The organism is Streptomyces olivochromogenes (assembly GCF_021538895.1).
GTDB classification, from domain to species: Bacteria; Actinomycetota; Actinomycetes; order Streptomycetales; family Streptomycetaceae; genus Streptomyces; species Streptomyces olivochromogenes_A.
The window spans coordinates 1-25,790 of the sequence record NZ_JADDRL010000037.1; the positions used below are offsets into that span (position 1 = coordinate 1).

Sequence of the window (25,790 nt, forward strand, 5' to 3'; positions counted from 1 at the left end):
GGCAGCGCGGCCGCCACGAACACGTCGTCCGAGCCGAACTCGGCCATACGGTGGTCGAACGCGCCCTCGGCGGGTCCGGACTTCGCGCCGGTGTCTGTACTCATGGGGTCCCCATCTCTCGTACGTCCGTCACGGTGTGCCTGGTCAGCGCTGTGCCGTCACCCAGGCGGCGATCTGACTGCGGTTGCTGAAGCCGAGCTTGCCGAGGATGCGTTCCACATGGCCCTCGGCGGTGCGGCGGGCGATGACCAGGCGGTCGGCGATCTGCTGGTTGGCGAGTCCCTCGGCGACGAGTTCGGCGACCTCCCTCTCGCGCCGGGTCAGGCGCTGCGGCGGGTCCGGCTCGCGCCGCAGCGCCGGCTCCCGCGGGTCGCGGAGCGCGTACGCCACGATCCCGGCGAGGCCGAGCCCGCCGCCCCTGCCGTACGCCTCGTCGTAGGCCCGCTCCCCCACCTCCTCGCGCACCCGTTTCTCGCCGTCACGGCGCGCGGAGTTGAGGGCGGTGGAGCCCCAGCGGTCGCGGTCGATGTCGGACCAGACCCGGTCGGCGCCGCCGAGCAGGACGGCGGCGCGCTCGGTGTCCCCGCCCTTGGCCGTGATCAGGGCCAGCAGGTCGAGGGTGAGGCCGATGCCGATGACGTCGTGGACGTCGAGCTTGAGGCGCAGGGCGCGGCAGGCGTACGACGCGGCCCGCGGCCAGTCGCTCCGCGCACTGTGGGCGAGGGCGAGGATGCGCAGCACGTAGGAGCGCACCCACTCCTCGCCGTGCGCCTCGCACAGCCGCAGGGCGTCCTCGCACACGGCGACGGCCCGGTCGGACTCGCCCAGGAAGGCGCGGGCGCAGGCGAGTTCGACCAGGTCGAGGCCGTGCAGGCTGAGGTGCTGGCCGGGGACGCGGCCGCGGGCGACGGTGGACTCGTAGTGGGTGAGGGCGGTGTGCAGGTCGTCGGCGAAGAGCTGGACGACGCCGATGACGTAGTCGGCGTGGGCGGCCTCCGCCTCGTCGCCGAGACGGTGGGCCAGGGCGCGGGCCTCCTGGGCGCGGTGCAGGCCCCGGGTGAGGTCCTCGGGGCTGCCGGCGAGGAGGGCGGAGACCCACAGGGCGCGGGCGCGTTCGCGGGTGGGTTCGGGGTTGGCGTCGAGGGCGCGGTCGAGCCAGTGGCGGCCCTCGCGGGGTGCGCCGCAGGCGTGCCAGTAGAACCACAGGGTGCCCGCGAGACGCAGTCCGGCGAGCGCCTCGCCCGGTGCGGAGAGGCTGTGGTCGAGGGCGGCGCGCAGATTGTCCTGATCGGCGCGCAGCCGCGCCACGATCTCCCGCTGGTCCGGCCCGAACCACGCCCGCTCACAGGCGGCGGCCCGGTGCTGCGTCCAGTCCCGCTGGCGGCGCCGGGCGGCCGCCTCGTCCCCGGGGCGTGCGCGCAGCTTGCCGAGCCCGTAGTGGCGCAGGGTGTCGAGGAGGCGGTAGCGGACGCCGCCGGGCCCGCTCTCCCGGCACAGGACGGACTTGTCGACCAGTCCGGCGACGGCTTCGAGGACGTCGTACGACCGCACCGCCCCGGTCCCGGCCACGGCCTCTCCCCCGGTCTCGCCGTCGTCGGCGCACACCGCCTCCGCCGTCTCCAGGTCGAAGCTCCCGGCCAGCACGGAGAGCCGCGCCCAGACCAACTGCTCGCGCCCGGTGCACAGTTCGTGGCTCCAGTCGACGGCCGCACCGAGGGTCTGGTGGCGGGGCAGGACGGCGGGGCTGCCACAGGACAGGAGGCGGTAGCGGTCGTCGAGGCGGACCAGGAGCTGGTCGATACCGAGGACGCGCATGCGGACGGCGGCGAGTTCGATGGCGAGCGGGAGGCCGTCGAGGCGCCGACAGAGGCGGGCGACGGCGGCGCGGTTGCCGGGGGTGAGGCGGAAGCCGGGGACGACGGCGGCGGCGCGGTCGGCGAAGAGGGCGAGGGCCGGGTGGGTCTCGGCGGCCGAGAGGTCGCCGTCCGGGTCGGGGACCGGCAGGGGCCGTACCTCCATGAGGTGTTCCTCGGTGAGGCCGAGGCGGTGGCGGCTGGTGGCGAGGACGCGGACTCCGGTGGTGCCGCGCAGCAGGGCGGCGGCGAGTTCGGCGCAGGCGGGTAACAGGTGCTCGCAGTTGTCGAGGACCAACAGGAGTCTGCGGTCGCGCACCTGCTCCACCAGGGCGTCCAGCGCGGGCTGGGTGGAGTGGTCGTGCAGGCCGAGCGCGTCGGCGGCGGCGAGCGGGACGAGGGCCGGGTCGTGGAGGCCCGCCAGGTGGACGTGGCGCACGCCGTCCGGGAAGGCCCGGGCGACGCGGGCCGCGATGCGTCCGGCCAGGCGGGTCTTGCCGACGCCTCCCGGGCCGGTGAGCGTGACCAGGCGGGCCTTGGCCAGCAGTTGGCGGCCCTCGCTCTGTTCCTCCCGCCGGTCGACGAAGCTCGTCGTCTCGACGGGCAGGTGCGCGTCCCGTCTCGGCGCTGATCCACCCATGATCAGCCAGCCCTCCTCCTGGCCGGACAGCCGGGCCCTCACTCTTCCCCGGCTCGGCCGCCCACGCACACTCGCGTCACGCCAACGGGTGTTCTTCGGCCGGGGCCGCCTGCGGGAGTGGGGGCCCGCGTACACTGCCCGGCCGAATTCCGCCGGGGACCCTTTGTCCATCCTTGACCTGATCATGCCAACGCCGGACCATGACGCCAACCCGCACCGCACGCACAGCCCGCGCACAGCAAGACCCACACGGCACGACCCCACACGGCACGACCCCACACAGCACGACAGCACCCGTACGTCGCACTGAAACACCCCCCAGCTCCACTCCCCACATCCGGCGACCCCGGAATTCCTGGAGACCCAAGGAGAGTTCATGCGACTTCGTATACGCGGCTCAGGCGCCCTCGGCGGCAGACGAACCGCCGCGCTCGGCGCCCTGCTGGCCCTCGCCCTCGCGGCACCCGTGTCGGCGACCGCCACCCACGCCTCCGCCGCCGGCGCCGGCAAGGCGGCGCCCTCGGCCGACGACGTCGGGCAGTACGAGATCCACCGGAGCACGACTCCCGTGACCCGTACGGCCATTCAGCGCACCGGCGTCACCGTGGACGAGGCCGACGAGGAGACGGTGGTCGTCTCCGGACGGGCCGCCCAGATCAAGGAGCTGCGGCGGCTCGGCTACGACGTGACGCCGCTCGGCGCCGCGCCCGACCGCAGCGGCCCCGCCGACGCGACGCGGCTGTTCGACTTCCCCTCGGCCGACTCGAAGTACCACAACTACGCCGAGATGAACGCGGAGATCGACCAGCGGCTGGCCGCCTATCCGAACATCATGAGCAAGCGGGTGATCGGCAAGTCGTACCAGGGCCGGGACATCGTCGCCATCAAGGTCAGCGACAACGTGGCCACGGACGAGAACGAGCCCGAGGTGCTGTTCACCTTCCACCAGCACGCCCGTGAGCACCTGACCGTGGAGATGGCGCTGTACCTGCTGCGGGAGCTGGGCGCCGGGTACGGGACCGACTCCCGGGTCACCAACATCGTCAACAGCCGGGAGATCTGGATCGTGCCGGATCTCAACCCGGACGGCGGCGAGTACGACATCGCCACCGGCTCGTACCGGTCGTGGCGCAAGAACCGGCAGCCCAACAGCGGTTCGTCGTACGCCGGTACGGACCTCAACCGCAACTGGAACTACAAGTGGGGCTGCTGCGGCGGGTCGTCGAGCTCCAAGTCGTCCGAGACGTACCGCGGAGCGGCCGCCGAGTCGGCGCCCGAGGTGAAGGTGGTCTCCGACTTCGTGCGCGGCCGGGTCGTCGGCGGGAAGCAGCAGATCAGGGCCGGCATCGACTTCCACACCTACAGCGAGCTGGTGCTGTGGCCGTTCGGGTACACGTACGCGGACACGGCCACCGGGATGACGGCCGACGACGCCGCCGCGTTCAAGGCGGTGGGGCAGAAGATGGCCGCGAGCAACGGGTACACGCCGGAGCAGGCGAGCGACCTGTACATCACGGACGGGTCGATCGACGACTACCTGTGGGGCGTGCACAAGATCTTCGACTACACCTTCGAGATGTACCCGACGTCCAGCTGGGAGGGAGGGTTCTACCCGCCCGACGAGGTGATCGAGCGGGAGACCTCACGCAACCGCGACGCGGTGTTCCAGCTGCTGGAGAACGCGGACTGCATGTACCGGGCCATCGGCAAGGAGGCCCAGTACTGCAGCTAGTGCCGGACGGGTCCTAGGCCTCTTCGAAGTAGGCGTCGAGGACCGTGTCCAGCTGTTCCTCCCACTCCTTGAAGCGGCTCCTGGCCGCCGCCTCGATCTCTATCGGGTACCAGCGGCGGTCAGGGGTGTGCACCGTGATGGTGAACCGCTTGCCGAAGCGGGGGGACTCCGTCTCGACCGCGCCGATCTCGTCCCACCGGAACTCGCAGGCCTCCTGATCGAGGCTCAGGCGAACACCGCGGCGGTCGGCCACGATCTTGGCGCGGCGGTCGGAGGCCTCGAAGACGGGGCCCTCGGGGCTCTCCTCCTGCGGGGTCTCCTTCTCAAGGGCGGGCTTCGCCGGGGTCTCGGCCCCGGCCGGCGCCGCGTCCTCCGTCGGCCCGGCGGCCTCGGGCGCTTCGGCCTCCGGCTTGGCGTCCGCCGGCTCGGCGGACGCGGGTGAGGTGAGCCCGGGGATGAAGGCCGGGTCGAATCCGGCGCCCTCCGGGGGCTTGCTGCTCGATCCTATGCGCTGCTCCACGCGGGAAGTATGGACGACAATCCTGTGCCGGGAACAGCCAGCCCGCCCTTCCCGCTGGTTCACCCCCTAACGTATGACAGAGCGGGCGTCGGTCGTCAGCCCAGGACGGCGAGGGCGTCGATCTCGACGAGGAGGCCCGCGGGAAGGCCGACGTAGACCGTCGTGCGCGCGGCGGGCGGCTGGGTGAGCGTCTGCTCCTCGAAGTACTGGTTGTAGATCTCGTTCAGTTCGGCGAAGTGGGCGGTGTCCGTGAGGTAGACGCGGATCATCAGCACGTCGTCCCAGCTCGCGCCGCCCTCTTCGAGGATCGCCCTGACGTTGGCGAGGGTCTGGAGGGTCTGCTCGCGCAGGGTGGGGCCGGCGGGCGTGGGCTTCCTGCCCTCCTCGGCGGGCAGGAAGCCGACCTGGCCCGCGACCTGGAGGATGTTGCCCTTGCGCACGCCGTGGGAGAACTTCGCGGGCGGGGCCGTGTGGGTCTTGGGAGTGAGCGCGGTCTTCTTGGTCACGGGGTGTCCTTCGCTGGGGTTGGGAGTAGCTGCTGTTTGACCGTGTACGAGTGCGCTTTGGTGAGTATGAGTGAGCGTCGGCGCCTGGCAGCCGGGCATGCGGACTGGCTTCCATGGAGGGGAATGGGAGTTTGTCCGTCGAATATGTGACCTTTGTGGTGTGGGTGGGGCTCGTTGAGCTTGGGTGAGGGGACTGTGCGGTGCCGGACGGGGGTGACGGGGTGGGTGGTCTGCGGGAGGTGGCGGCGCCGTTCGTGGTGCCCGGCCCTGCCGGGGTGGCCATTCGGGCGCGGCTGCGGGTCTCGGAGACCGACGCGGCGGTGCTGAACGGGGTAGGGGTGTTCCTCGGCGGGCTGGCCGCGGGTGATCTCGCGGCGCGTTCCCGGCAGGGCCTGGGTCACGGCAGTGAGACTTGGGCGACGCGGAAGCGGGAGCTGACGGGGGTCTCCTCGGCCAGGTGGGCGGGCAGTATCACCAAGGCCACGCATGATCAGTGGGCGCTGGCCCGGCGCGGGCAGGCGGCGGAGATGGCGTGGCTGCGCGGGCAGATCACGCGGATCGAGGCCCGGCTGGCGCGTCCGCTGGGGGCGAAGGCGGACCGGCGGGCGGGGCTGGCGAGCGGGTACGGTTCGCGGGCGGAGTGGCATGACAAGTCCCGTCGCATGCACGCGCTGCGGGATCGGCTGGCCGGGGTGGAGGCGCACTGGGAGGCGGGCCGGGTGCACGTGGCGCGCGGCGGCAAGCCCCTCCAGCGCATGCGTCACCACCTGGATGCGGCCGGGCTGAGTCAGGACGCCTGGCGGGAGCGGTGGCGGGCGGCGCGGATGTTCCTGGCCGCGGACGGTGAGTCCGGCAAACGCTTCGGCAACGAGACCCTCCGCGTCACCGACACCGGCCAGCTCTCGGTCAAACTCCCGGCCGCGATGGCCAACCTGGCCAACGCTCCGCACGGCCGGTACCTGCTGAACGCGACCGTCACCTTCCGGCACCGGGGTGAGGAGTGGCTGGACCGCATCGCCTCCGACCGGGCGGCGGCCTACCGCATCCATCACGACGTCCTGCGTGGCCGCTGGTACGTGACCGCCTCCTGGCAGCGCACCCCCGCCTCCGTCCTGCCGCTTCAGGCGGCCCTGGCCCGGGGTGTGGTCGCCGTCGACATGAACGACGACCACCTCGCCGCCTGGCGCCTCGACGTGGACGGCAACCCGGTCGGCGAGCCCCGCCGCTTCTCCTACGACCTCACTGGTAACTCCGCGCACCGGGACGCGCAGATCCGGCACGCCCTGTCCCGGCTGCTGCACCACACCCGCACCACCGGGGCGGCGGCGATCGCCATCGAGGACCTGGACTTCACCGACGGCCGGTGCCGGGAACAGCACGGCCGCAACAAACGCTTCCGCCGCCTCGTCTCCCGTTTCCCCACCGCCCGGTTGAAGGCGCGGCTGGTGGCGATGGCCGCCGAGCAGGACATCGCGATCGTCGCGGTCGACCCGGCGTACACCTCCCGGTGGGGCGCCCAACACTGGCAGCAGCCCCTGACCAGCAACAATCGAAAGGTTTCCCGGCACGATGCGGCTTGCATCGCGATCGGGCGACGCGCCCTCGGGCATCCGATCCGGCGACGGACGGCACCGCCCCCGCACGACCGGAGCGATCGTACGGGGCATCGGACCGCCCAGGCCCGACCGGACACCCGCAGGCGTGAGGAACCCCGCCCCCGCATCCCCGGACCACGGACGAGATCCGTGCCGCCCGGACGCGGAGCGAACGCGGGGGACCAGCGTGCCCAACACCGTTCGGAGCACGCGGCTGAGCAACAGCAGTCCTGGAAACAGGGCTCACTCCCGCTCAGTCCCTAGGAACGGTTCGTCCGGAGTACTCGCCGCTGATCGCGTCCGCGGTGCGGCGCACCTGCGGGAGCAGGGTGAGGAGTTCCTCGGCGGTGACGACGACGTTCGGCGCGGAGACCGACATCGCGGCGGCCACCCGGCCGTCCGCGCCGCGGATGGGGGCGGCGACGCAGTTGATGGACTCCTCGTGGCCGCCGAGGTCGGTGGCCCAGCCCTGTTCGCGCACCACGGCCAGCTCCTTCAGGAAGGCGGCGGCGTTGGGCGTCGAACGGGGCGTGTACAGGGGGTAGTCGAGCTTCTCGGCGAGCGGGCGCCGCTCGGCCTCGGGCAGGTCGGCGAGGAGCAGTTTGGCGACGGCGGCGACGGTGATGGCGACCGGTTTGCCGATGCGCGAGTACATGCGCACGGGGTAGCGGCTCTCCACCTTGTCGATGTAGAGGACCTCGTTCTCCTCGTACACGGCGAGGTGCACGGTGTGCCCGCACCGCTCGTTGAGGCCTACGAGGTGGGGGTGGGCGATCTCGCGGATGTCGAGGTTCTCCATCGCCTCCTGGGCGAGGGCGAACAGGCGGGCGCCGAGGCGGTAGCGCTGGTCGGACTGGCGGTAGACGAGGCCGTGTTCGTGGAGGGTGCGCAGCAGACGCAGGGCCGTGGACTTGTGGACGCCGAGCCGGTCGGCGACCTGGCCGAGGTCGGCGGGGCCCTCGGCGAGCAAGGGCAGGATGCTCAGCGCGCGGTCGACGGTCTGACTCATGGGGTGGCTACCTCCTCAGGGGCCTGCGCGGCTTGCGTCCAGCCGGGGCCGAGTCGAAGTCTCCCCCACGCCCGCTCGTCCAGGGCGGCCAGCCGGTCGGCGTGGTCCCGCGACGGCGGGGCGGCGAGGTCGCCGGGGACGGTGAGCGCGGCGGCGGCCATGAGGTGCCCGTGCCGCAGCCGCTGCCGGACGGGCAGTCCGCGCAGGGTGCCGGAGAGGAATCCGGCGGCGAAGGCGTCACCGGCGCCGACCGTGGCCACGACGTCGACGGCGAGGGCCGGTTCGAAGGCGGCCCGACCGTCCTCGCCCGCGAACACCGTCGCCCCCCGCGCCCCCTGCTTCACCACCAGCACCCGTGGCTCGGGCAGCAGCCGGCGGACCGCGGCCGGTCCGCCGGTGACGCCCCAGGCCTGCTCGGCCTCGTCCTCGCCGACGAACACGATGTCGGCGTCCCGGGCCAGCTCCAGCAGGACCCGCACCCCGTCGGCCGCCCGCCACAGCCCCGGCCGGTGGTTGACGTCGAAGGAGACCGTCGGCCGCCCGGCCCGGGGGGCGGCCAGCGCGCGAACCAGTTCACGGCACGGTGCGGAGAGCGCGGCCGTGATGCCGGTCAGATGCAGCACGCGCGCCGCGCGCAGCGCCGTCGGGTCCACGTTCCCGGGCGCCATCGCCGAGGCCGCCGATCCGGCGCGGTAGTACGCCACTTCGTGGTCCTCGGCCGCCCGGTCGCCGGCCGTACGGAAGTAGACGCCCGTGGGCCGCGCCGGATCGCGCCGCACGGACGCCACGTCGACGCCGTACCCCGCGATCGTCTCGACGAGGTGGTCGCCGAAGCCGTCCGTCCCCACCCGGCTCACCCAGCGCGTGCGATGCCCGGCGGCGGCCAGCACGCATGCCACGTTGGACTCGGCACCGCCGATGGCGCGGTCGAAGGACGGTACGTCGGCCAGTCGTCCCGGCCGGGTGGGCAGGAAGGTGACCATGGACTCGCCGAGCGCGGCGACGTCCACGGCGGCGGGGGCGACGGCCGAGTCGTCAGTAGCGTCCAGGATGATGACTCCTGACTCCTGTCGATATCCGGGCCGCGGCGGCTCCGTTGACCCGGTTGTCGGCGAGATGCTAGACACCAGTAAGCGCCACACGCAATGGACGTTGCATATATTGCAACGCGCCTGAGAGGGAGGCTTCATGAGCACCGAAGCGCTCGACCGCCTGGCCGAGGAACGCGTCGACCACCGTTTCAAGGGCCTCCCCCCGGACGCCGACGGCCTGACCGTCGGCGAGCTGGCCGCCGAGCGGCGCAACCTCTTCACCGACGGCTTCACCACGCCCGTCCTCGCGCTGTCCGCCGAGCGCCTGGAGCACAACCTGCGGCTCATGGAGACGTACGCGGCCCGGCACCACCTCGTCTTCGCCCCGCACGGCAAGACCTCCATGGCCCCGCGGCTCTTCCGGCGTCAGATCGAGCACGGCGCCTGGGGCATCACCCTCGCGGTGCCGCACCAGGTGCGGGTGGCGCGGGCGTTCGGGATCGAGCGGGTGTTCCTCGCCAACGAGCTGGTGGACGCGGCGGCGCTGCGCTGGATCTCCGCCGAGCTCGACGCCGACCCGTCCTTCCGTTTCATCTGTTACGTCGACTCCGTGCGCGGGGTGGAACTGATGGACGCGGCGCTGCGCGGCGCCGCCCGCCCGGTGGACGTGGTCGTGGAGCTGGGCGCGGGCGAGGGCGCCCGCACCGGCGTGCGTACCCAGGCGCAGTGCGCGGCGGTCGCGGACGCGGTGGCGGGCACGCGGACGCTGCGCCTGGTGGGCGTCGCGGGGTACGAGGCCCAGGTCCCCGGTGCCTCCGTGGAGTCGGTGGGGGCCTGGCTGCGCCGGCTGACCGGGATCGCCGTGGAGTTCGACAAGGCGGGGCGGTTCGCCGGGGCCGACGAGATCGTCGTCAGTGCGGGCGGCAGCGAGTGGTTCGACGCGGTGGCCGACGTGTTCGCGGAGCTCCCCGAACTCTCCCTGCCGGGGCTGAAGTTGCTGCGTTCGGGCGCGTACGTCTCGCACGACGACGTGCACTACCGCAAGCAGACCCCGTTCAACCGGGTGCCCGAGGAGGGCGCGCTGGAGCCCGCGTTCCGGCTGTGGGCGCAGGTGGTGTCCCGCCCCTCGGCGACCGAGGCGTTCGTCAACGCGGGCAAGCGGGACGCCGCCCACGACCTCGACCTGCCGGTCGCCCAGGTGGTACGCAGGGACGGTGTCGAGCGCCCGGCGGCCGGGATCGAGGTGACCGCCCTGTCCGACCAGCACCTGTGGCTGCGCACCGGTCCGGAGGCGGACATCGAGGTCGGCGACTGGCTGGGCATCGGCCTGTCCCACCCCTGCACGTCCTTCGACAAGTGGCAGCTGATCCCGGTGGCCGAGGCGGACGGGACGGTCGTCGACTACATCCGTACGTTCTTCTAGTCCGTCTTCCAGTCCCTAGGTTCTTCCAGGAGGTCACGGTCGTGGAGCAGCTCGTCGTCCGGGACGCGGACGTGGTGGACGGCAGCGGGGAGCCCTCGTACCGCGCCGATGTCGTGATCGACGGCGGCCGCATCGTCTCGATCGTCAAGGAGGCGGCGGCCGCCGGCTGTCAGCGCCCCCGGGCGATGCGCGAGCTGGACGCCGAGGGCCTGGTCCTCGCCCCCGGCTTCATCGACATGCACGCCCACAGCGACCTGGCGCTGTTGCGCGACCCCGACCACAGCGCCAAGGCCGCGCAGGGCGTGACGCTGGAGGTCCTCGGCCAGGACGGGCTGTCGTACGCGCCGGTCGACGACCGCACCCTCGACGAGGTGCGCCGGGCGATCACCGGCTGGAACGGGTACGGCGAGGACGTCGACTTCGACTGGCGGTCGGTCGGCGAGTACCTGGACCGGCTCGACCGGGGCATCGCCGTGAACGCGGCCTACCTCGTCCCCCAGGGCACGGTCCGGGCGCTGGCCGTCGGCTGGGAGGACCGGGCGGCCACGCCCGAAGAGGTGGACCGGATGCGGCGGTTGGTGGCGGAGGGCCTGGAGCAGGGCGCGGTCGGCATGTCGTCCGGGCTCACCTACACCCCGGGCATGTACGCCGAGGACGCCGAACTCACCGAGCTGTGCCGGGTGGTGGCGTCCTACGGCGGCTACTACTGCCCGCACCACCGCTCGTACGGGGCGGGCGCCCTGGAGGCGTACGCGGAGATGGTGGCGCTGACCCGCGAGGCGGGCTGCCCGCTGCACCTCGCGCACGCCACCATGAACTTCGGCGTCAACGAGGGCCGCGCGCCCCAGCTCCTCGCGCTGCTCGACGACGCGCTCGCCGCCGGGGCCGACATCAGCCTCGACACCTACCCCTACACCCCCGGCTGCACGACCCTGGCCGCGCTGCTGCCAGGCTGGGCGAGCGAGGGCGGCCCGCGGGAGATACTGCGCCGGCTCGCCGACGGGCCGACCGCCGAGCGGATCCGGCACGACCTGGAGGTCGTCGGCTCGGACGGCTGCCACGGGGTGCCGGTGGACTGGGACACGGTCGAGATCTCCGGCGTGAGCGATCCGGCCCTCGCGGACCATGTGGGCCGTACGGTCGAGGAGTCGGCGCTGCGGCACGGCGAGACCCCGTGGGCGACCGCGCGCCGGCTGCTGGTCGAGGACCGGCTGGGCCCGACCGTGCTGCAGCACGTCGGCCACGAGGAGAACGTCCGCGCGATCATGCGGCACCGCACGCACACCGGCGGCTCGGACGGCATCCTGCGGGGCGCCAAGCCGCACCCGCGGGCGTACGGCACCTTCCCGCACTACCTCGGGCACTACGTGCGGGAGTTGGGCGTGCTGTCCCTGGAGGAGTGCGTCGCCCACCTCACCTCGCGTCCCGCGGCCCGGCTGCGCCTGCCGGACCGCGGGCTCGTCCGCGAGGGACACCGCGCCGACCTGGTCCTGTTCGACCCGGAGACGGTCGCGGCGGGGGCCACCTTCGAGCAGCCGCGCGCGCTGCCCTCGGGCATCCCCCACGTCCTGGTCGACGGCCGCTTCGTGATCGAGGACGGGCGTCGGACGGACGTGCTGGCCGGGCGGGCGGTGCGCCGGACTCCCCGGTGACCGCCCGCCCGCCGGGCACTACGGCTTGGGCAGGGTGCAGCCGCTCGCGCTCAGGTCCAGCTTGTTGCCGGTGGTGAAGCAGGCCGGGATGTTGTAGATCTCCTGGGCGTAGTTGATGCCGTAGCGGACGGTCACGTTGCCGTTCGCGTCGACCTCGCACGGGTTGTTGTCCGTGCAGCGCTGGCCGTCCTCGTTGCCGGTGTTGTTGACGGCGACGACCTTGCCGGTGGCGTTGTCGACGACCGGCGATCCCGACGTGCCGCCGATGGTCTTGCAGGCGGAGGTGTAGCGCACCGAGTCCTTCCAGGTCCAGCTGCCCTCCTTGAGGCGGTAGACGAACCCGTCGATGTTGCAGGCGTAGGTCCGCTTCCAGTACCCGGAGACGACCGTGATCGCGGTGCCGGCGGTCGGGTGCGTGTCCTGCACCGTCAGCGGGCTGATCCCGTACGTGCTCTTGATCTGCGCGTACGTGGTGTTGAGCTGGTAGATCGTGACGTCCGTGTCGGTCATCGTCGAGTACACGACCTTGTTGGCGCGCAGGGTCCCGACCCGGGTGGCCGACGCGTTGAGCAGACCGAAGGAGCGGCTGGAGGACTGGCCGACTATGACCTCGCCGGGGTCGGGGAAGCCGGTCTCCAGGCAGTGACCGTTCGTCAGCACCAGCGCCGGGTCGCTGTCCGCGGAGGCGGGGAAGCGGATGACGGAGCCGGAGCAGTTGCTGAGCGAGACGGTGCCGGCGAAGTTGACGGCCCGGAGCCCGGGCGCGGCGCCCTTGGCCTTCGTGGCCGTGCTCTTCGCCGCCGGGGCCGCGCTCGGGGTGGCCGTGGCGGCGGCCGCGGGTGCCATGCCCGCCCCGGTGATCACCAGGGTCGCGAGCGTGGCGAGGAGAGGCTTGTTCATGTGGGGGTCCCCTCTGCAGACGTGAGCGACCGGAGATTTTCCGGCCGCCTGCCGTCTTGTCATGCACATTGTGGGATGGCAGAGGGGTGGCGGCAAGAAGTTGTATGCGGTCCGCAGGGAGCGGATCGTTCTCAACTCACCGCAAATCACTCACCACGATCGTCGCCTTGGACGGCGCGTCAACTACCGCTCAGCCGCCGACCGTTGATGGGACGTATACCCGGGTCCCACTCAGGCGGCGGGGCCCTGCGTATCCGCTCTCTGTGCAGCGGCCTACTGCACGTTGACGGTGACGCGCCACAGTAGGGTGGGCGCAGTGCACATGGGGCCGGGCGGGACGGTCTTGCATTCCCTCGTGGCGGAGAGCGTGGCCGACCCTGATCCGGTTGCTCTGAAGATGCCGAACGCGTCGCCGTTCGGGACGGCGATGCTGGTTGCCTCTGCGAGGACGTTCGAGTCCGAGGATGTGGGCGCGCTCCAGACGAACGGTGTGCTGGACCCGGGCGTAGTGTTGCTCGTCAAGAAGACACTGACGATGTCGCCGGGGTCGACCGTCACCGTCTTGCCGTTGTCGGCAGCGGTGAATCTCAGGACCTGAACTTTGCTCGCAGCGGCTCGCGGAGCAGCCGGCACGGCCGAAGCAGCCGTGACCGAGACCCCCGTTGCAGCCAGAACGAGTCCCATCGCCACAGGGACCGACCGTCGCCCGATGACCTTCACAACCTTCACGATGACTCCTGGTGATAGCCCTACTCTGCGCTAGTCCAATCCCCTCTGGAACCAGCCACCGATGCCTCGACCGGCAACCGTCACCCCATCCGGTGACCACGCCACTCGACCGGGCGGCAGCAGGCTCGAAGGGCCCGCGGTCGGCGCTGGTACGGAAGTCGGGCATGCCGAGGTGGACGGTGGGGTACCGGGCTGCGAGGTCGCGCATGGCGGTGAGCTTCTGCTCGGCGGTGAGGCTCGCCTCGATCGCGGCGACCTCACCGAGCCGGCGCCCAGGTGCCGGACCGCTATGGGCCGGTGGCAGGCCGCCAGGGTTCGACCGCGGTATCTACCGACGACGGAACCTGGACGAGCACTGCTTCGACCGGCTCAAGGGCTTCCGCGGCATTCCCGCCTTGGGCAAGATCCGTTTGAAGACGGACCCTGGTTGTTCAATGCTTTCCGTGGCCCCGCCCGCGTCCGGGCCGGCCACCCTGGTCGCCCTGACCGGCGCTGCTCGCGGAGGCGCTCACCGACGAGCTTCCGGTGGCCGTGGCGGTGGCGGTCGCCGCGGACGACGTCGGCGCCGTGGGCGAAGGGCTGCCCGTCGCGGAGTCGCTCGCCGAGGCCGTCGGGGTCGCGGAGGCGGCGGGAGCCCGTGTCGCACCGTCCGACGGGCCCGTGGCGGACGACTTCGGGCCACCGGGCGCCCCCGGGTCCTCCTTGGTGCTCGAACCGCTGCGCTCGCCCTGCCCCTGCGGCCCGCCCGACGAGGACCCCGAGAAGGCGGACATCCCCGCGATCACGGCGAGGGAGACGGCACCCACGGCACCGGCGGCCATCGCGATCCGGCGCCGCGACGCGGCGCCCCGCCTGCTCCGCGCACGCCGCGCCGCGGCACGGCCCTGTCCCGTCGGCACACCCTCCGGCGGGCCCGCCGGGGCGGCCGGTACGGGAGCCGGCAGGAAGGCCGTCTCGTCCGTCACCCGGGGCAGCTCGCGCGTCTCGTCGTACGCGTTCTGCCACCCGTGCGCGGTCGCCGGATCGGCGTACGTGTCGTACGCGGGCGCCGCCGCGGCCTGCGGGTGGTAGACGTTCGGCGCCACTGCGGGCCCACCGCCCGCGGGACCCGCCGCAGGGGCGCCGTGCGCCTCGTGCGTGCCGTTCGCGTCGTTCACGCCGTCGGCCCCGTTTCCGTGCTGGGGATGGCTGGACATGGCCGGGCATTCTAGGTACGGGAGGGGCTGCTGGGACAGCTACCGGCGATAACAGCCCAAAACGCTTTGTCTCACGTGGTGGAAAACACGGCCCATGGGGCGTTACCGGCCCGTAAGCTCACGGACATGCAGGTGATCCAGTCGACCAAGCTCGCCAACGTCTGTTACGAGATCCGGGGCCCGGTTCTTGAGGAGGCGATGCGGCTTGAGGCGGCCGGCCACCGCATCCTCAAGCTGAACACCGGCAACCCTGCGGCGTTCGGTTTCGAGTGCCCGCCCGAGATCCTGGAGGACATCCTCCGCAACGTCTCGACGGCACACGGCTACGGCGACGCGAAGGGCCTGCTGGCCGCCCGCCGCGCGGTCGTCATGCACAACCAGACCCTCGGCATCGAGACGGACGTCGAGCACGTCTTCATCGGCAACGGCGTCTCCGAGCTGATCGTGATGGCCATGCAGGGCCTGCTGGACGACGGCGACGAGGTCCTCGTACCGGCGCCGGACTACCCGCTGTGGACGGCGGCCGTCTCCCTCTCCGGCGGCACCGCGGTGCACTACCGCTGCGACGAGCAGTCCGACTGGATGCCCGACCTCGCCGACATCGAGCGCAAGGTCACCGACCGCACCAAGGCGCTCGTCATCATCAACCCGAACAACCCGACGGGCGCGGTGTACGACGAGTCGGTGCTCGAGGGCCTGACGGACATCGCCCGCCGCCACAACCTGCTGGTCTGCTCGGACGAGATCTACGACAAGATCCTCTACGACGGCGCCACGCACACCCCGACCGCGGCCGTGGCCCCCGACCTGATGACGCTCACCTTCAACGGCATGTCGAAGGCCTACCGGGTGGCCGGCTACCGGGTCGGCTGGATGTCGATCTCCGGCCCGCGCGCGCACGCCGACTCCTACATCGAGGGTCTGACGATCCTGGCGAACATGCGCCTGTGCGCGAACATGCCGGGCCAGCACGGAGTGGTGGCCGCGCTCAGCGGGCGCCAGTCGATCAACGACCTGGTGCTGCCGGGCGGCCGGCTCAAGGAGCAGCTGGACACCGCCTACGAGCTGCTGACGCAGATCCCGGGCGTGACGTGCGTACGGCCGAAGGGCGCCCTGTACCTCTTCCCGCGCCTGGATCCGAAGGTCTTCAAGATCAAGGACGACCGCCAGATGGTCCTGGACCTGCTGCGCCGGGAGAAGATCATGGTCGTCCAGGGCACCGGCTTCAACTGGCCGGAGCCGGACCACTTCCGGGTCGTGACGCTGCCGACGGTCGGGGACCTGCGGGACGCGGTCACGCGGATCGGCGAATTCCTGGATGGCTACAGCCAGCCGTAGCCGACGGACCACAATCCGTGAACCGGGTCAACTTTAGACGAAATCTAAGCTAGGATGGCTTCCTGTCAGAGCACAGGAGGCCATCTCCCATGTACGAACCGATCCGCAGCAAGTCGGTCCACAGCACCACGATGGCCGGCACCACCCCCGACTTCCCCCACCGGTCGCGCGAGGAGGAGCTGGACATCCAGCTCGCGGGACACCTCGCGGCGCTGCTCGCCGTCACCGACGAGCTGCGCGCGCTCGCGCCGTCCACGGACCTGGACACGGCGGCCGGACGGCTCACCGGGGAGGTGACCCGGCTGCGGGGAGGGCGTACGCCGGTCCGCGCGTCCGGCACCGCGGGCGACCCGCGCGTCGCCGCCCTGCACGAGCGGGCGCACGCCCTCGCAGGCCGCGCCCTCGTCGTCGCGGCGTCCCGCGCCGACACCGCCGCGGCGATCCTGTCGGCGGAGCGCATGGACGCGCATGCCGCCGCACTCGCCGAACCGAAGGAACTGAGCACCACCCACTGACCCCTCAGCCCCGGGGTCCCCTCGACGGCCCCGGTCCGCGTGCACCCGCAGCGACGCGCGGACCGGGCGCCATTTTTTTGTGCGCGCGACACGTACATTCGGGTGGACTGCACCCACCAAGTGCCCGCCAAACAGCGGCCGCAACCGCATCGCCTCGTAACGTCGGCGGAAATCACGGCGGTTCGGACCCCGGCACGCCACCGTCCTTCACTATTCCACGAGATGTGACAAAGTGAAACACTGGCAATTGTTGGCAGGACTCTTCGGTGTGGCCGCAGTCACCACCGGAGTGACATCGTGGGTAGTTCATTCCTACTCGGCAGCGCCTGAGGATTCCAAGGCCTCGCCATCGACGACCCAGAACCTGCAGGATGCCAATACGCTTTTGCAGGCAGGAATTCTGCAGCAGAACAACAACGACTCGGAGGGGGCCGACCGCACTTACCGGCGGGTGCTGGAACTGGACCCGCACAACCAATTCGCCTGGTACAACCTGGGAGTCATCGCACAGGGGGACGGCAGGGTGGTCGATGCCCGTGCCGACTACGAAAAGGCCCTGCAGATCGATCCGGCGTTCCCGTCGGCCCTCTTCAACGAGGCGGTGCTGCTGGAGTCGAGCGAACCCGACCGGGCGGCCGAACTCCTCAAGCGGATCGTCGCCGGCAATCCCAAGGCCGGCACGGCGCATCTGCACCTGGGACGGATCTGGAAGCAGAAGCACCGCGACGACGCAGCCAAGGACGAGTTCCGTCGTGCGGTCGCGGACGATCCCTCACTGCGTTCCCAAGTGCCGGAGGAATTCCGGTGATTCCCGACTCCATGGTTCTCGCAATCCCCTCACCGACATCGAGCCAAGCAGGGAGCAACAGATGACGTCGACGGCGACACCGAGGTTCTCCGTCTTCACCCCCAGCCACCGGCCCCGTTTCCTCGATGAGTGCCTGGCGACCCTGCAGGCGCAGACCTGTCCGGACTGGGAGTGGATCGTCCTGCTCAACAACGGCGCCCGATGGCGGCCGGAGCGCCCCGACGACCGGGTCCGCGTCGAGATCGCGGACGACATCGACGGCGTGGGGGCGGCCAAGCGCAGGGCCTGCGAACTGGCCCGCGGCGAGATCCTGGTGGAACTCGACCACGACGACCTGCTCGTGAAGGCCTGTCTGGCGGAGGTCGGCAAGGCGTTCGACGCGCATCCCGAGGTCGTCTTCGTCTACAGCAACACCGCGCAGATCACCGAGGACGGGAAGCGGGACGAGAGCCGCTTCGACGAGACGTTCGGCTGGCAGTACGAGGACGTGCGGGTCGACGGCCGCAAGTTGCTCCAGGTCATCTCCCTGGCACCGACGCCGCACAACGTCGCCTACATCTGGTACGCGCCCAACCACGTGCGGGCGTTCCGCAAGAAGAGCTACGAGAAGGCCGGCGGGTACGACGCCGCGCGTACGGTCCTCGACGACCAGGACCTGATGTGCCGCCTCTTCCACCTCGGCGACTTCCACCACATCAACCGCTGCCTGTACCTCCAGCGGGTGCACCCGGACAATACCCAGAAGGACCCGGAGATCAACGCGCAGATCCAGCGCGAGACGGTCGCCCTTTACGACAAGTACATCGAGGCCAACGCCCTCGCCTGGACCTACCGGCGCGGGCTGCTCGCCCTCGACCTCGGTGCGGCGCACCGCAAGCCGCCGGGCTATGTGGGCGTGGACCAGCGGCCGGGGAAGGACGTCGACATCGTCGCGACCCTGCCCGAGAAGCTGGACCTGCCCGACGGCTCCGTCGGGCTGATGCGGGCGGTGGACTTCCTGGAGTACGTGCCCACCAAGGTGCCGCTGATCAACGAGCTGTACCGGCTGCTGGCACCCGGTGGCATGCTCCTCACCATGACGCCCAGCTCCGACGGCCGCGGCGCGTACCAGGACCCGACGCACGTCGCCTACTACAACGAGAACTCCTTCTGGTACTACACGGACAACCAGTACCGCACCTTCGTGCCGGATCTGCAGGCCAAGTTCCAGTCGTCGCGGCTGGTCACCTACTTCCCGAGCGACTGGCACTCCAAGAACGACATCTCGTACGTGGTCGCCAACCTCATCGCGATGAAGGACGGCGCCGCACGGTGCGGCGGGAAGCTGCTGGTCTAGGTCCCGCGAGACGGCAGGCGCCCGGTGGACCGTGGGGTTCCACCGGGCGCCTTCGACGTCCGCGGGCCGGAATCACACCGCTTCAGACCCCGACGCGCTGCCTCACCGCGAGGAGTTGCTTCGAGCGCAGGTGGCGTCGTGAGAGCTCCAGGTTCTGGAGCACGCGGTCACGATGTTCGGCGGGCAACTCGTTGCCCGCCAGCAGGCGTTCACAGCAGTCCTCCGCTTCCTCGTACTCCCCCACCCAGTAGGCGGACACCCCGAGTTCGTCGAGCGCGCGCCAGCGGTACCATTCGGGCTCGACGAGCAGGTGGTCCGCCCTCGGATACGGGAGGCTTGCCGCCTGCCGCGCGAACAGGTGGGCGAGCGGCCACCGCTGCCCGTTGAGGCGGCACCAGCGCGCCAGCTCACCGAGCGCCTCGGCGCGTGTGGGGCGGCTCTCGTGCGCACCGAGGTAGCGGTCCATCACCTCGGCCGGCGGCCGCCCCAGCTTCTCGGCCAACTGCGCGCCGAACAGGCGGGCCAAGAAGACCTCCTCGTCCAAGCTGCCCATGCCCGCCCGGCGGTCGTAGGCTTCGATCGCCTTCTCGAACTCACCCACGTTGCCCCAGCTCTGGGCCAGGTAGAACACATAGCGCTCGTTGTCGGGCTCCTTGATCAGTCCCTGCTGGAGGATCTCGACATCTCCCAGGTATTTCTCCCGCAGACTCTTCCCCCTGCTGCGTCCCCCGCCGCCCACGACGACGATGGTGGCGCCCTCCAGGTTCGCGAGGCTGTGCCGCGAACCGCAGTCGAGGTACTCGTGCAGGACACCGACGTACCGCCACGGCAGCCGGGTCGAGACCAGGGCGCGGCGCCGGTGCGTGTAGCTCCCGCTCCTGATGGTGAGCCGGTAGGCGTCGAGAGTCAGCTCGGGCATGGTGGAGCCGGGCTCCATCTCCATCACGTCGTCGGCGTCCATGAAGAGCAGGTAGTCCGCGCTGGCACGAGCGAGTTCGATCGCCTCCGTACGGCTGCCGTCGAACCCTTTCCAGGGCCGCTCGTACAGTTCGCCGGGCAGGTCGCTGTAGACGTCGCGGATGACATCCTGCGTGCCGTCGGTCGAGCCGGTGTCCACGATGACCCAGGTGTCGATCAGGGGCCGTACGGATTCGAGACAACGCCGGATCACCGGAGCCTCGTCCTTGACGATCATGTTGAGACAGACCGTTGACTTCACGGGTCCCATCCAATCCAGCTGATGAAAGCCACGCAAAGAGGCTGGGCCGCAACCATTTTCAGCACTCGTGCATTCGAGTGGTCTGAACGCCCCTCGCGCCTGCCCTACGACGGCACCATCGGGGGCGACTCGTAACGTCGGTGCGGACGACCTGAGAAAGGCCGACTCCATCCGTCCGCCACCTTCCACGAAAAGTGACCCCATGAAACGTACGAGATTGTGGGCAGGGCTCGCCGTGACGGCGGCGGTCGCCACCGGGGTGACCTTCTGGGCGCTTCCGTCCCCGTCGACCGTGCGGTCGGAATCCAAGGCCGCGTCCATGCGGTCGGAATCCAAGGCCCCGTCCACGCCCCAGAACGGCAATCAGGCGAACACGCTGTTGCGGTCCGCACTCGAGAGCATGGCGAAGCAGGACACCCTCGGGGCCGCCCGGGACTACCGGCGTGTACTGGAACTGGATCCGAAGAACAAGTTCGCCTGGTACGGCCTCGGTCTCGTCGGTCAGCAGACCGGCAATCCGGCGGATGCGGTCGCCGCCTATGAGAAGGCTCTGGAGACCGATCCGTCATTCATGTCCGCTCTCTACAGCGAGGCGAATCTACTGAGGTTGAGCGATCCCGACCGGGCGATCAAGCTCTTGAAGCGTGCCGCTGCCGCCGATCCGAAGGCCACCTCGGTCCAGCTGCAACTGGGTTCTCTCCTGGTGGAGCAGCACCGCAAGGGCGAGGCCGAGGACGCGTTCCGGCATGCGGTGGCGGTCGATCGCCGGGTTCTTTCCCAGGTGCCGGAAGAATTCCGGGAGTCCGTGAGCCGGTGAGTACCCGGCGCCCCGGAAGGCGCCCTGCGGACCGTCGGGTTCCGCAGGGCGCCTTCTACGTGTGGCGGGCGCTCGCGCGCGCCGCGGCGGCCAGGTCGGCGAACACGGGTTCCTTCAGGGCGGCCGTCAGCTGGTCGTCCCACCGGGGGAGGGTGGCAAGGCCGGCCCGCAACCAGCTGTCGTGGCCCAGGACACCGAAGGCGGGGCGGGCGGCCGGACGCGGGAACTTGTCCGAGTCGACCGGGCGGATCCGCTCGGGATCGAGACCGCTGAGCCGGAAGGCCTCACGCGCCAGACCGCACCAAGTGGTGCGGTCGCCCGCCGTGCCGTGGTAGATGCCGGCCGGTGCCTGTCCGGTCAGCGCGGCACGGCCGAGGACGGCCAGCTGCCGGGCGAGGGCCCGGGACCAGGTCGGCTGGCCGTGCTGGTCGGCCACCACGTCCAAGGTCTCGTGCCGGGCCGCGAGTTTGAGCATGGTGGTCACGAAGTTCGGGCCGTGCGCGCCGTAGAGCCAGGCGGTGCGCACGACGTAGCCGGCACGGGGCAGCAGTTCGACGACTGCCCGCTCCCCCGCCAGTTTGCTTCGCCCGTACGCGTTGACGGGCCCCGTCGGAGCGTCTTCGGGGTACGGATGACGGGCGTCGCCGGGGAACACGTAGTCGGTGGACACGTGGAGCAGGAGCGCGCCGCTGTCCGCGCAGGCGCGTGCGAGGTGGCGGACGCCCGTGCCGTTCACGGCTGTGGCCGCCGCCTCGGACCGCTCGGCGCCGTCGACGTCCGTCCACGCGGCGCAGTTGACGACCACTCGGTGACCGGCGACGGCGGCGCGGACGGCTGTCGGGTCGGTGATGTCGAGCCTGTCGCGGCTGAGCCCCGTCACCCAGACGTCCGGATCACCGGCGAGCTCGGCCAGCACATCCTGGCCGAGGAGCCCGTGTGCGCCGGTCACCAGCCAGCTCGTGGTCATCGCAGCGCGGCCCTCTCCTTGAGCGGCTCCCACCAGGAGCGGTGTGTGCGGTACCAGGCGACCGTGGCGGCCAGGCCCTCGGTGAAGGACACCTGCGGGACATAGCCGAGGTGCTCGCGGATCTTGCTGTCGTCCAGCGAGTAGCGCAGGTCGTGGCCTTTGCGGTCGGCCACGTACTCGACCCGGTCCCAGCCCGCGCCGACCGCGTCCAGCAACAGGCCGGTGAGCTTGTGGTTGCTCAGCTCGGTCCCGCCACCGATGTTGTAGACCTCCCCGGCCCTGCCGCCGTGCAGGACCAGGTCGATGCCCCGGCAGTGGTCGGAGACGTGTACCCAGTCACGGATGTTGCGGCCGTCTCCGTAGAGGGGGACCGTCTTCCCGTCGATGAGGTTGGTGATGAAGAGCGGGATGACCTTCTCGGGGAACTGGTACGGCCCGTAGTTGTTGGAGCACCGGGTGATCACGACGTCCAGGCCGTGGGTGCGGTGGTAGGCGAGAGCCAGCAGGTCGGAGCCGGCCTTCGACGCGGAGTACGGGGAGTTCGGCGCCAGGGGCCAGCCCTCGGTCCATGCGCCTTCGCCGATCGAGCCGTAGACCTCGTCGGTGGAGACATGGACGAAGCGGCCGACACCGTGCCGGTGGGCCGCGTCCAGGAGCACCTGCGTACCCATCACATTGGTGCGGACGAAGGGTCCGGCCCCGTCGATCGACCGGTCCACGTGCGACTCGGCGGCGAAATGGACCACCGCGTCCTGGCCCGCCATCACCTGGTCGACCACATCCGGGTCGCAGATGTCGCCCCGGACGAAGGTGTAGCCCGGGTGTTCCGCCACCGGTGCGAGATTGGCCTCGACCCCCGAATAGGTGAGTGTGTCGAGGACGGTGATCCGCCCTGTCGGCTCCGAGTTCAGCCGTCGTCGGACGTATTCCGAGCCGATGAATCCAGCCCCGCCGGTTACAAGGACGCGCATAGCTCTCCGATTCTTCCTGCTGCCCGGCGTTTCAGCGCCGGGGCTTCCCTTCCGGTGCCAGGTCGCGGGCACGGGCGCAACGCGGACGGTGCCCGCGAGGCCGAAGCCTCGGGGCACCGTCGCTGATTCCCAGGGGAAGCGGACGGCAGCCGGCGCGCTGCCGTTCGCGTGGGAGTTACGGGGTGATGTCGGCGCAGACCACGTAGGCCGTGACCGTGTTCGGGGGAGCGGGCTCAGGCGCAGTGGGCCCGGTGGGCGCCCTGCCGACCTCCCACGCAACGGGGGTGTCCCCTGAAGCGTTGGGAACGGGCCTGTTGAGCGAGATGTCGGCGCCGGACTCCGAGAAGTACCCGCCGCCGGTGGCGATGTCGCCGGTGTCGCACGAGGCGATCACCGACTGGTCCGGGGGAGCGAAGGTGGCGGTCCTGACGTACGTCTTGATACCCGAGGAACCCTGGGCACCCTGGGCTCCCTGCGCGCCCTGGGCTCCCTGAGCACCCTGGGCTCCCTGAGCACCCTGCGGACCCTGGGCACCCTGAGCACCCTGAGCACCCTGCGGACCCTGGGCTCCCTGAGCACCCTGGGCTCCCTGAGCACCCTGGGCTCCCTGGGCTCCCTGAGCTCCCTGGTTGCCCTGGTTACCCGAGGCACCCTGGGCACCCTGAGCTCCCTGGGCACCCTGGGCACCCTGGGCACCCTGGGCTCCCTGCGCACCCTGGTTGCCCTGGTGGCCCTGGGCACCCTGCGCACCCTGGGCACCCTGCGCACCCTGCGCACCCTGGGCGCCCTGCGCACCCTGGTTGCCCTGGTGACCCTGGGCACCCTGCGCACCCTGGGCTCCCTGCGCACCCTGGGCTCCCTGCGCACCCTGGTTGCCCTCGGCACCCTGCGCACCCTGGGCTCCCTGAGCACCCTGGGCGCCCTGCGCACCCTGGTGGCCCTTCTTGCCCTGCGGACCCTGCGGACCCTGCGGACCCTGCGGACCCTGCTTGCCAGGCTTGCCGTCATGACCGTCGTGGCCCGGCTTGCCCGGCTTGCCCGCGGGGCCTTGGGGACCCCGGTCGCCGCTCTTGCCGTCGTCGTAGCCGTACGGACTGGGGTCCGCATGGGTCGCGGCGTTGCCGACGTTCGACCTGTGAATGGCGTCGGCGATGGCGACCGTGTTCGGTACAACGTTGAGCATCACCGCAAGAGCGCCCGCCGACATCATCGTGGCGGTCCTCAGACGTGAGCTTCGGATCGTTCTACGGTTCAAGAGAACCTTCCTCAGAATCTGGGGTCAAACCGCAAGCGCGCGCAGTCGTTGCGCATGATTCGCATGCGAGTCACGCCGCCTTGGGGCCACGGACAAAACCATTCTTAAACTCACGACAATGACATGGTCAGGGTTTGACGGCATGTCACCATGAGGATCACCCGAGCGGGCTCAATGGCGTCTGCGATATGCCAGACAGTCTCCGAACGAAGGCAACAGGCCTTTTCGCTCGGCCTCCTCCAGTGTGGGCGCCGCCGCATCCTTTCGGGAAAGCAACGGCGTGAGGTCTTCGGGCCAGGCGATGGCCAGCGCCGGATCGAGCGGGTCGATTCCGAATTCACGTTCCGGCGCGTATCCCTCCGAACAGAGGTACACCACAGTGGAGTTGTCCTCCAGCGCCATGAAGGCGTGCCCCAGGCCTTCGGAGAGGTAGACGCAACGGTGCGTCGTGTCGTCGAGCCGGACGGCCTCCCAGGTCCCGAACGTCGGAGAGCCGGTGCGGAGGTCGACGATCACATCGAGCACGGCGCCGCCGACACAGGTGACGTACTTGGCCTGACCGGGCGGGACCGATGCGTAGTGAACACCTCGGAGAGTTCCGAGGGCGGAGCGGGAGCAATTGGCTTGCGCGAGCCGCAACCGCCGATCGGTGGATTCATGGAATTTTTCATCCTTGAACCACTCATGAAAGCGGCCCCGGTCGTCCGCGAATACCCTGGGCGTTTCCACCCAGGCTCCTTCGATGCCCAGTGGTCTCATGTGAGTGCTCCGTGACGCGTTCCGCTTCCTCTTTGCGGCATGAGGACATGACGGGAATCCTCCAGCAGACCCATCAGATAGTGGCCGTATCCGCTCTTGAGCAGCGGCTCGGCGAGTTCCCGGAGTTGCTCGTCGTCGATCAGACCGGCCCGCCAGACCGCCTCCTCGACGCAGCCGATCTTGAAGCCCTGGCGCTCCTCGATCACCCGAACGAACTCCGCGGCCTGAACCATCGAGGTGAAGGTCCCGGTGTCGAGCCAGGCCGTACCTCGGTCGAGTCGGGTGACGTGCAGCGACCCGGCCTCCAGATAGGCCCTGTTGAGGTCCGAGATCTCCAACTCGCCCCGGGGACTGGGTCGCAGACCTCGGGCGATGTCCACGACGTGACGGTCGTAGAAGTAGAGGCCGGGTACGGCGTAGCGGGACTTCGGCCGGGCCGGCTTCTCCTCGATGGACAACGCCCGGCCCGACTCGTCGAACTCCACGACGCCATAGGCCGAGGGGTTGGCGACCGGATAGGCGAACACCCTGCCGCCCTCGATGTCGCCGTCATGGTGGGCCAGGCGGGTGCCGAGGCCGCTTCCGTGGAAGATGTTGTCGCCCAGGATCAGGGCCACGGGCTCGCCGCCGATGAAATCGGCCCCCAACAGGAAGGCCTGGGCGATGCCCTCCGGGTGTTCCTGGGCCACGTACTCCAGCCGCAGGCCCAGTTGACCGCCGTCGCCGAGCAAACGACGGAACTGATACTGGTCTTCAGGGGTGGTGATGATCAGGATGTCCCGAATACCCGCCATCACCAATGTGGAAAGCGGGTAATAGACCATCGGTTTGTCGAAAACCGGCAGCAGTTGCTTGGACACCGAGCGGGTCAGCGGCCACAGTCGCGAGCCGGTACCTCCGGCCAGGAGAATTCCGCGCATGGCAGCACCATAGGCGAATTACCCATAAATGCCGGTTTGTTACACGCCACCTCAGGGCGTTTCGGACATACTGTTCGCCGTCGCGCCCGGATGCCGTCC

24 protein-coding genes are annotated in these 25,790 nt (G+C 70.4%); 12 read left to right on the top strand and 12 right to left on the bottom strand.

Going from position 1 to position 25,790, the window contains the following annotated elements; translation table 11 throughout:
* Window positions 1-144 precede the first annotated feature (144 nt).
* Window positions 145-2,493 (bottom strand): ATP-binding protein, encoded by a 2,349-nt coding sequence (locus IPZ69_RS19960; RefSeq protein ID WP_235455524.1) that lies wholly within the window; start codon window positions 2,491-2,493, stop codon window positions 145-147.
* 376 nt (window positions 2,494-2,869) lie between these two features.
* Between IPZ69_RS19960 and IPZ69_RS19965 the strand changes: the two genes are divergently transcribed.
* Complete coding sequence (locus tag IPZ69_RS19965) at window positions 2,870-4,225, top strand: M14 family metallopeptidase (RefSeq protein WP_235455525.1); 1,356 nt, start codon at window positions 2,870-2,872, stop codon at window positions 4,223-4,225.
* Window positions 4,226-4,238: 13 nt separating this feature from the next.
* Here the strand turns inward: IPZ69_RS19965 and IPZ69_RS19970 are convergent, their stop codons facing one another.
* Together IPZ69_RS19970 and IPZ69_RS19975 are read right to left on the bottom strand one after the other, a co-directional pair.
* Window positions 4,239-4,745, bottom strand: a complete 507-nt coding sequence (locus IPZ69_RS19970) for a hypothetical protein (protein WP_235455526.1) — start codon at window positions 4,743-4,745, stop codon at window positions 4,239-4,241.
* A 95-nt stretch (window positions 4,746-4,840) separates the two neighbouring features.
* Window positions 4,841-5,251 (bottom strand): RidA family protein, encoded by a 411-nt coding sequence (locus tag IPZ69_RS19975; RefSeq protein ID WP_235455527.1) that lies wholly within the window; start codon window positions 5,249-5,251, stop codon window positions 4,841-4,843.
* 200 nt (window positions 5,252-5,451) lie between these two features.
* Here IPZ69_RS19975 and IPZ69_RS19980 point away from each other — a divergent pair, with 200 nt between their 5' ends.
* Window positions 5,452-7,110 carry a transposase gene (locus IPZ69_RS19980; RefSeq protein ID WP_235455528.1) on the top strand — a complete coding sequence of 553 codons (1,659 nt, stop codon included), beginning with the start codon at window positions 5,452-5,454 and terminating at the stop codon, window positions 7,108-7,110.
* Here IPZ69_RS19980 and IPZ69_RS19985 read toward each other — a convergent pair.
* Entirely contained in the window at window positions 7,100-7,855 is a 756-nt protein-coding gene (locus IPZ69_RS19985) for an IclR family transcriptional regulator (RefSeq protein ID WP_235455529.1), read from the bottom strand. The genes IPZ69_RS19980 and IPZ69_RS19985 overlap by 11 nt on opposite strands.
* Window positions 7,852-8,904: a sugar kinase gene (locus IPZ69_RS19990; protein ID WP_268834815.1), complete on the bottom strand. Its 1,053-nt coding sequence runs from the start codon at window positions 8,902-8,904 to the stop codon at window positions 7,852-7,854. Before IPZ69_RS19990 ends, IPZ69_RS19985 begins: the two co-directional genes overlap by 4 nt.
* 139 nt (window positions 8,905-9,043) lie before the next feature.
* Between IPZ69_RS19990 and IPZ69_RS19995 the strand changes: the two genes are divergently transcribed.
* Both IPZ69_RS19995 and IPZ69_RS20000 read left to right on the top strand, forming a co-directional pair.
* The gene (locus IPZ69_RS19995; RefSeq protein WP_235455530.1) at window positions 9,044-10,309 is read left to right on the top strand and encodes an amino acid deaminase; all 1,266 of its coding nucleotides are present in this window, start codon (window positions 9,044-9,046) and stop codon (window positions 10,307-10,309) included.
* A gap of 41 nt (window positions 10,310-10,350) precedes the next feature.
* The gene (locus tag IPZ69_RS20000) at window positions 10,351-11,961 is read left to right on the top strand and encodes an N-acyl-D-amino-acid deacylase family protein (RefSeq protein WP_235455531.1); all 1,611 of its coding nucleotides are present in this window, start codon (window positions 10,351-10,353) and stop codon (window positions 11,959-11,961) included.
* Between the two features lie 18 nt (window positions 11,962-11,979).
* Here IPZ69_RS20000 and IPZ69_RS20005 read toward each other — a convergent pair whose 3' ends face one another.
* The gene (locus IPZ69_RS20005; protein WP_235455532.1) at window positions 11,980-12,861 is read right to left on the bottom strand and encodes a S1 family peptidase; all 882 of its coding nucleotides are present in this window, start codon (window positions 12,859-12,861) and stop codon (window positions 11,980-11,982) included.
* Window positions 12,862-13,216: 355 nt separating this feature from the next.
* Here IPZ69_RS20005 and IPZ69_RS20010 point away from each other — a divergent pair, with 355 nt between their 5' ends.
* The gene (locus IPZ69_RS20010; RefSeq protein WP_235455533.1) at window positions 13,217-13,459 is read left to right on the top strand and encodes a hypothetical protein; all 243 of its coding nucleotides are present in this window, start codon (window positions 13,217-13,219) and stop codon (window positions 13,457-13,459) included.
* A gap of 562 nt (window positions 13,460-14,021) precedes the next feature.
* Here the strand turns inward: IPZ69_RS20010 and IPZ69_RS20020 are convergent.
* Entirely contained in the window at window positions 14,022-14,786 is a 765-nt protein-coding gene (locus tag IPZ69_RS20020) for a hypothetical protein (protein WP_235455599.1), read from the bottom strand.
* Window positions 14,787-14,912: 126 nt separating this feature from the next.
* Here IPZ69_RS20020 and IPZ69_RS20025 point away from each other — a divergent pair, with 126 nt between their 5' ends.
* The 4 genes from IPZ69_RS20025 (at window position 14,913) to IPZ69_RS20040 (ending at window position 18,783) form a co-directional block, all read left to right on the top strand.
* The gene (locus IPZ69_RS20025) at window positions 14,913-16,124 is read left to right on the top strand and encodes a pyridoxal phosphate-dependent aminotransferase (protein ID WP_235455534.1); all 1,212 of its coding nucleotides are present in this window, start codon (window positions 14,913-14,915) and stop codon (window positions 16,122-16,124) included.
* Between the two features lie 89 nt (window positions 16,125-16,213).
* Window positions 16,214-16,639: an SCO4983 family protein gene (locus IPZ69_RS20030; RefSeq protein ID WP_235455535.1), complete on the top strand. Its 426-nt coding sequence runs from the start codon at window positions 16,214-16,216 to the stop codon at window positions 16,637-16,639.
* Window positions 16,640-16,871: 232 nt separating this feature from the next.
* On the top strand, window positions 16,872-17,447 hold the full coding sequence (locus IPZ69_RS20035) for a tetratricopeptide repeat protein (protein ID WP_235455536.1): 576 nt from the start codon (window positions 16,872-16,874) through the stop codon (window positions 17,445-17,447).
* Between the two features lie 61 nt (window positions 17,448-17,508).
* Window positions 17,509-18,783: a glycosyltransferase gene (locus IPZ69_RS20040; RefSeq protein ID WP_235455537.1), complete on the top strand. Its 1,275-nt coding sequence runs from the start codon at window positions 17,509-17,511 to the stop codon at window positions 18,781-18,783.
* 82 nt (window positions 18,784-18,865) lie between these two features.
* Here the strand turns inward: IPZ69_RS20040 and IPZ69_RS20045 are convergent, their stop codons facing one another.
* Window positions 18,866-20,002, bottom strand: coding sequence for a glycosyltransferase (locus IPZ69_RS20045; RefSeq protein ID WP_235455538.1), 1,137 nt, complete (start codon window positions 20,000-20,002; stop codon window positions 18,866-18,868).
* Between the two features lie 202 nt (window positions 20,003-20,204).
* On the opposite strand from IPZ69_RS20045, the gene IPZ69_RS20050 reads away from it, so the two are divergent.
* A complete protein-coding gene (locus IPZ69_RS20050; RefSeq protein ID WP_235455539.1) occupies window positions 20,205-20,819 on the top strand; it encodes a tetratricopeptide repeat protein in 615 nt (204 codons plus the stop codon).
* A gap of 55 nt (window positions 20,820-20,874) precedes the next feature.
* On the opposite strand, the gene rfbD is transcribed toward IPZ69_RS20050, so the two are convergent.
* Together rfbD and rfbB are read right to left on the bottom strand one after the other, a co-directional pair.
* On the bottom strand, window positions 20,875-21,786 hold the full coding sequence (gene rfbD, locus IPZ69_RS20055) for a dTDP-4-dehydrorhamnose reductase (protein WP_235455540.1): 912 nt from the start codon (window positions 21,784-21,786) through the stop codon (window positions 20,875-20,877).
* A complete protein-coding gene (gene rfbB / locus IPZ69_RS20060) occupies window positions 21,783-22,757 on the bottom strand; it encodes a dTDP-glucose 4,6-dehydratase (protein ID WP_235455541.1) in 975 nt (324 codons plus the stop codon). The genes rfbD and rfbB overlap by 4 nt, the downstream gene beginning before the upstream one ends.
* A gap of 314 nt (window positions 22,758-23,071) precedes the next feature.
* On the opposite strand from rfbB, the gene IPZ69_RS20065 reads away from it, so the two are divergent.
* Both IPZ69_RS20065 and IPZ69_RS20070 read left to right on the top strand, forming a co-directional pair.
* Complete coding sequence (locus IPZ69_RS20065) at window positions 23,072-23,251, top strand: hypothetical protein (RefSeq protein WP_235455542.1); 180 nt, start codon at window positions 23,072-23,074, stop codon at window positions 23,249-23,251.
* Between the two features lie 233 nt (window positions 23,252-23,484).
* Window positions 23,485-23,988, top strand: coding sequence for a hypothetical protein (locus IPZ69_RS20070; RefSeq protein WP_235455543.1), 504 nt, complete (start codon window positions 23,485-23,487; stop codon window positions 23,986-23,988).
* Window positions 23,989-24,183: 195 nt separating this feature from the next.
* Here the strand turns inward: IPZ69_RS20070 and rfbC are convergent, their stop codons facing one another.
* Complete coding sequence (rfbC, locus tag IPZ69_RS20075; protein WP_235455544.1) at window positions 24,184-24,771, bottom strand: dTDP-4-dehydrorhamnose 3,5-epimerase; 588 nt, start codon at window positions 24,769-24,771, stop codon at window positions 24,184-24,186.
* On the bottom strand, window positions 24,768-25,691 hold the full coding sequence (gene rfbA, locus IPZ69_RS20080) for a glucose-1-phosphate thymidylyltransferase RfbA (RefSeq protein ID WP_235455545.1): 924 nt from the start codon (window positions 25,689-25,691) through the stop codon (window positions 24,768-24,770). The genes rfbC and rfbA overlap by 4 nt, the downstream gene beginning before the upstream one ends.
* Between the last annotated feature and the right edge of the window lie 99 nt (window positions 25,692-25,790).

Excerpts from the sequence above, each read along its gene's own strand:
- IPZ69_RS19960 (WP_235455524.1), bottom strand. The coding sequence starts at position 2,493 with ATGGGTGGATCAGCGCCGAGACGGGACGCGCACCTGCCCGTCGAGACG.
- IPZ69_RS19965 (WP_235455525.1), top strand. The coding sequence starts at position 2,870 with ATGCGACTTCGTATACGCGGCTCAGGCGCCCTCGGCGGCAGACGAACC.
- IPZ69_RS19985 (WP_235455529.1), bottom strand. The coding sequence starts at position 7,855 with ATGAGTCAGACCGTCGACCGCGCGCTGAGCATCCTGCCCTTGCTCGCC.
- IPZ69_RS19995 (WP_235455530.1), top strand. The coding sequence starts at position 9,044 with ATGAGCACCGAAGCGCTCGACCGCCTGGCCGAGGAACGCGTCGACCAC.
- IPZ69_RS20005 (WP_235455532.1), bottom strand. The coding sequence starts at position 12,861 with ATGAACAAGCCTCTCCTCGCCACGCTCGCGACCCTGGTGATCACCGGG.
- IPZ69_RS20020 (WP_235455599.1), bottom strand. The coding sequence starts at position 14,786 with ATGTCCAGCCATCCCCAGCACGGAAACGGGGCCGACGGCGTGAACGAC.
- IPZ69_RS20025 (WP_235455534.1), top strand. The coding sequence starts at position 14,913 with ATGCAGGTGATCCAGTCGACCAAGCTCGCCAACGTCTGTTACGAGATC.
- IPZ69_RS20030 (WP_235455535.1), top strand. The coding sequence starts at position 16,214 with ATGTACGAACCGATCCGCAGCAAGTCGGTCCACAGCACCACGATGGCC.
- IPZ69_RS20040 (WP_235455537.1), top strand. The coding sequence starts at position 17,509 with ATGACGTCGACGGCGACACCGAGGTTCTCCGTCTTCACCCCCAGCCAC.
- IPZ69_RS20050 (WP_235455539.1), top strand. The coding sequence starts at position 20,205 with ATGAAACGTACGAGATTGTGGGCAGGGCTCGCCGTGACGGCGGCGGTC.
- rfbD (WP_235455540.1), bottom strand. The coding sequence starts at position 21,786 with ATGACCACGAGCTGGCTGGTGACCGGCGCACACGGGCTCCTCGGCCAG.
- rfbB (WP_235455541.1), bottom strand. The coding sequence starts at position 22,757 with ATGCGCGTCCTTGTAACCGGCGGGGCTGGATTCATCGGCTCGGAATAC.
- rfbC (WP_235455544.1), bottom strand. The coding sequence starts at position 24,771 with ATGAGACCACTGGGCATCGAAGGAGCCTGGGTGGAAACGCCCAGGGTA.
- rfbA (WP_235455545.1), bottom strand. The coding sequence starts at position 25,691 with ATGCGCGGAATTCTCCTGGCCGGAGGTACCGGCTCGCGACTGTGGCCG.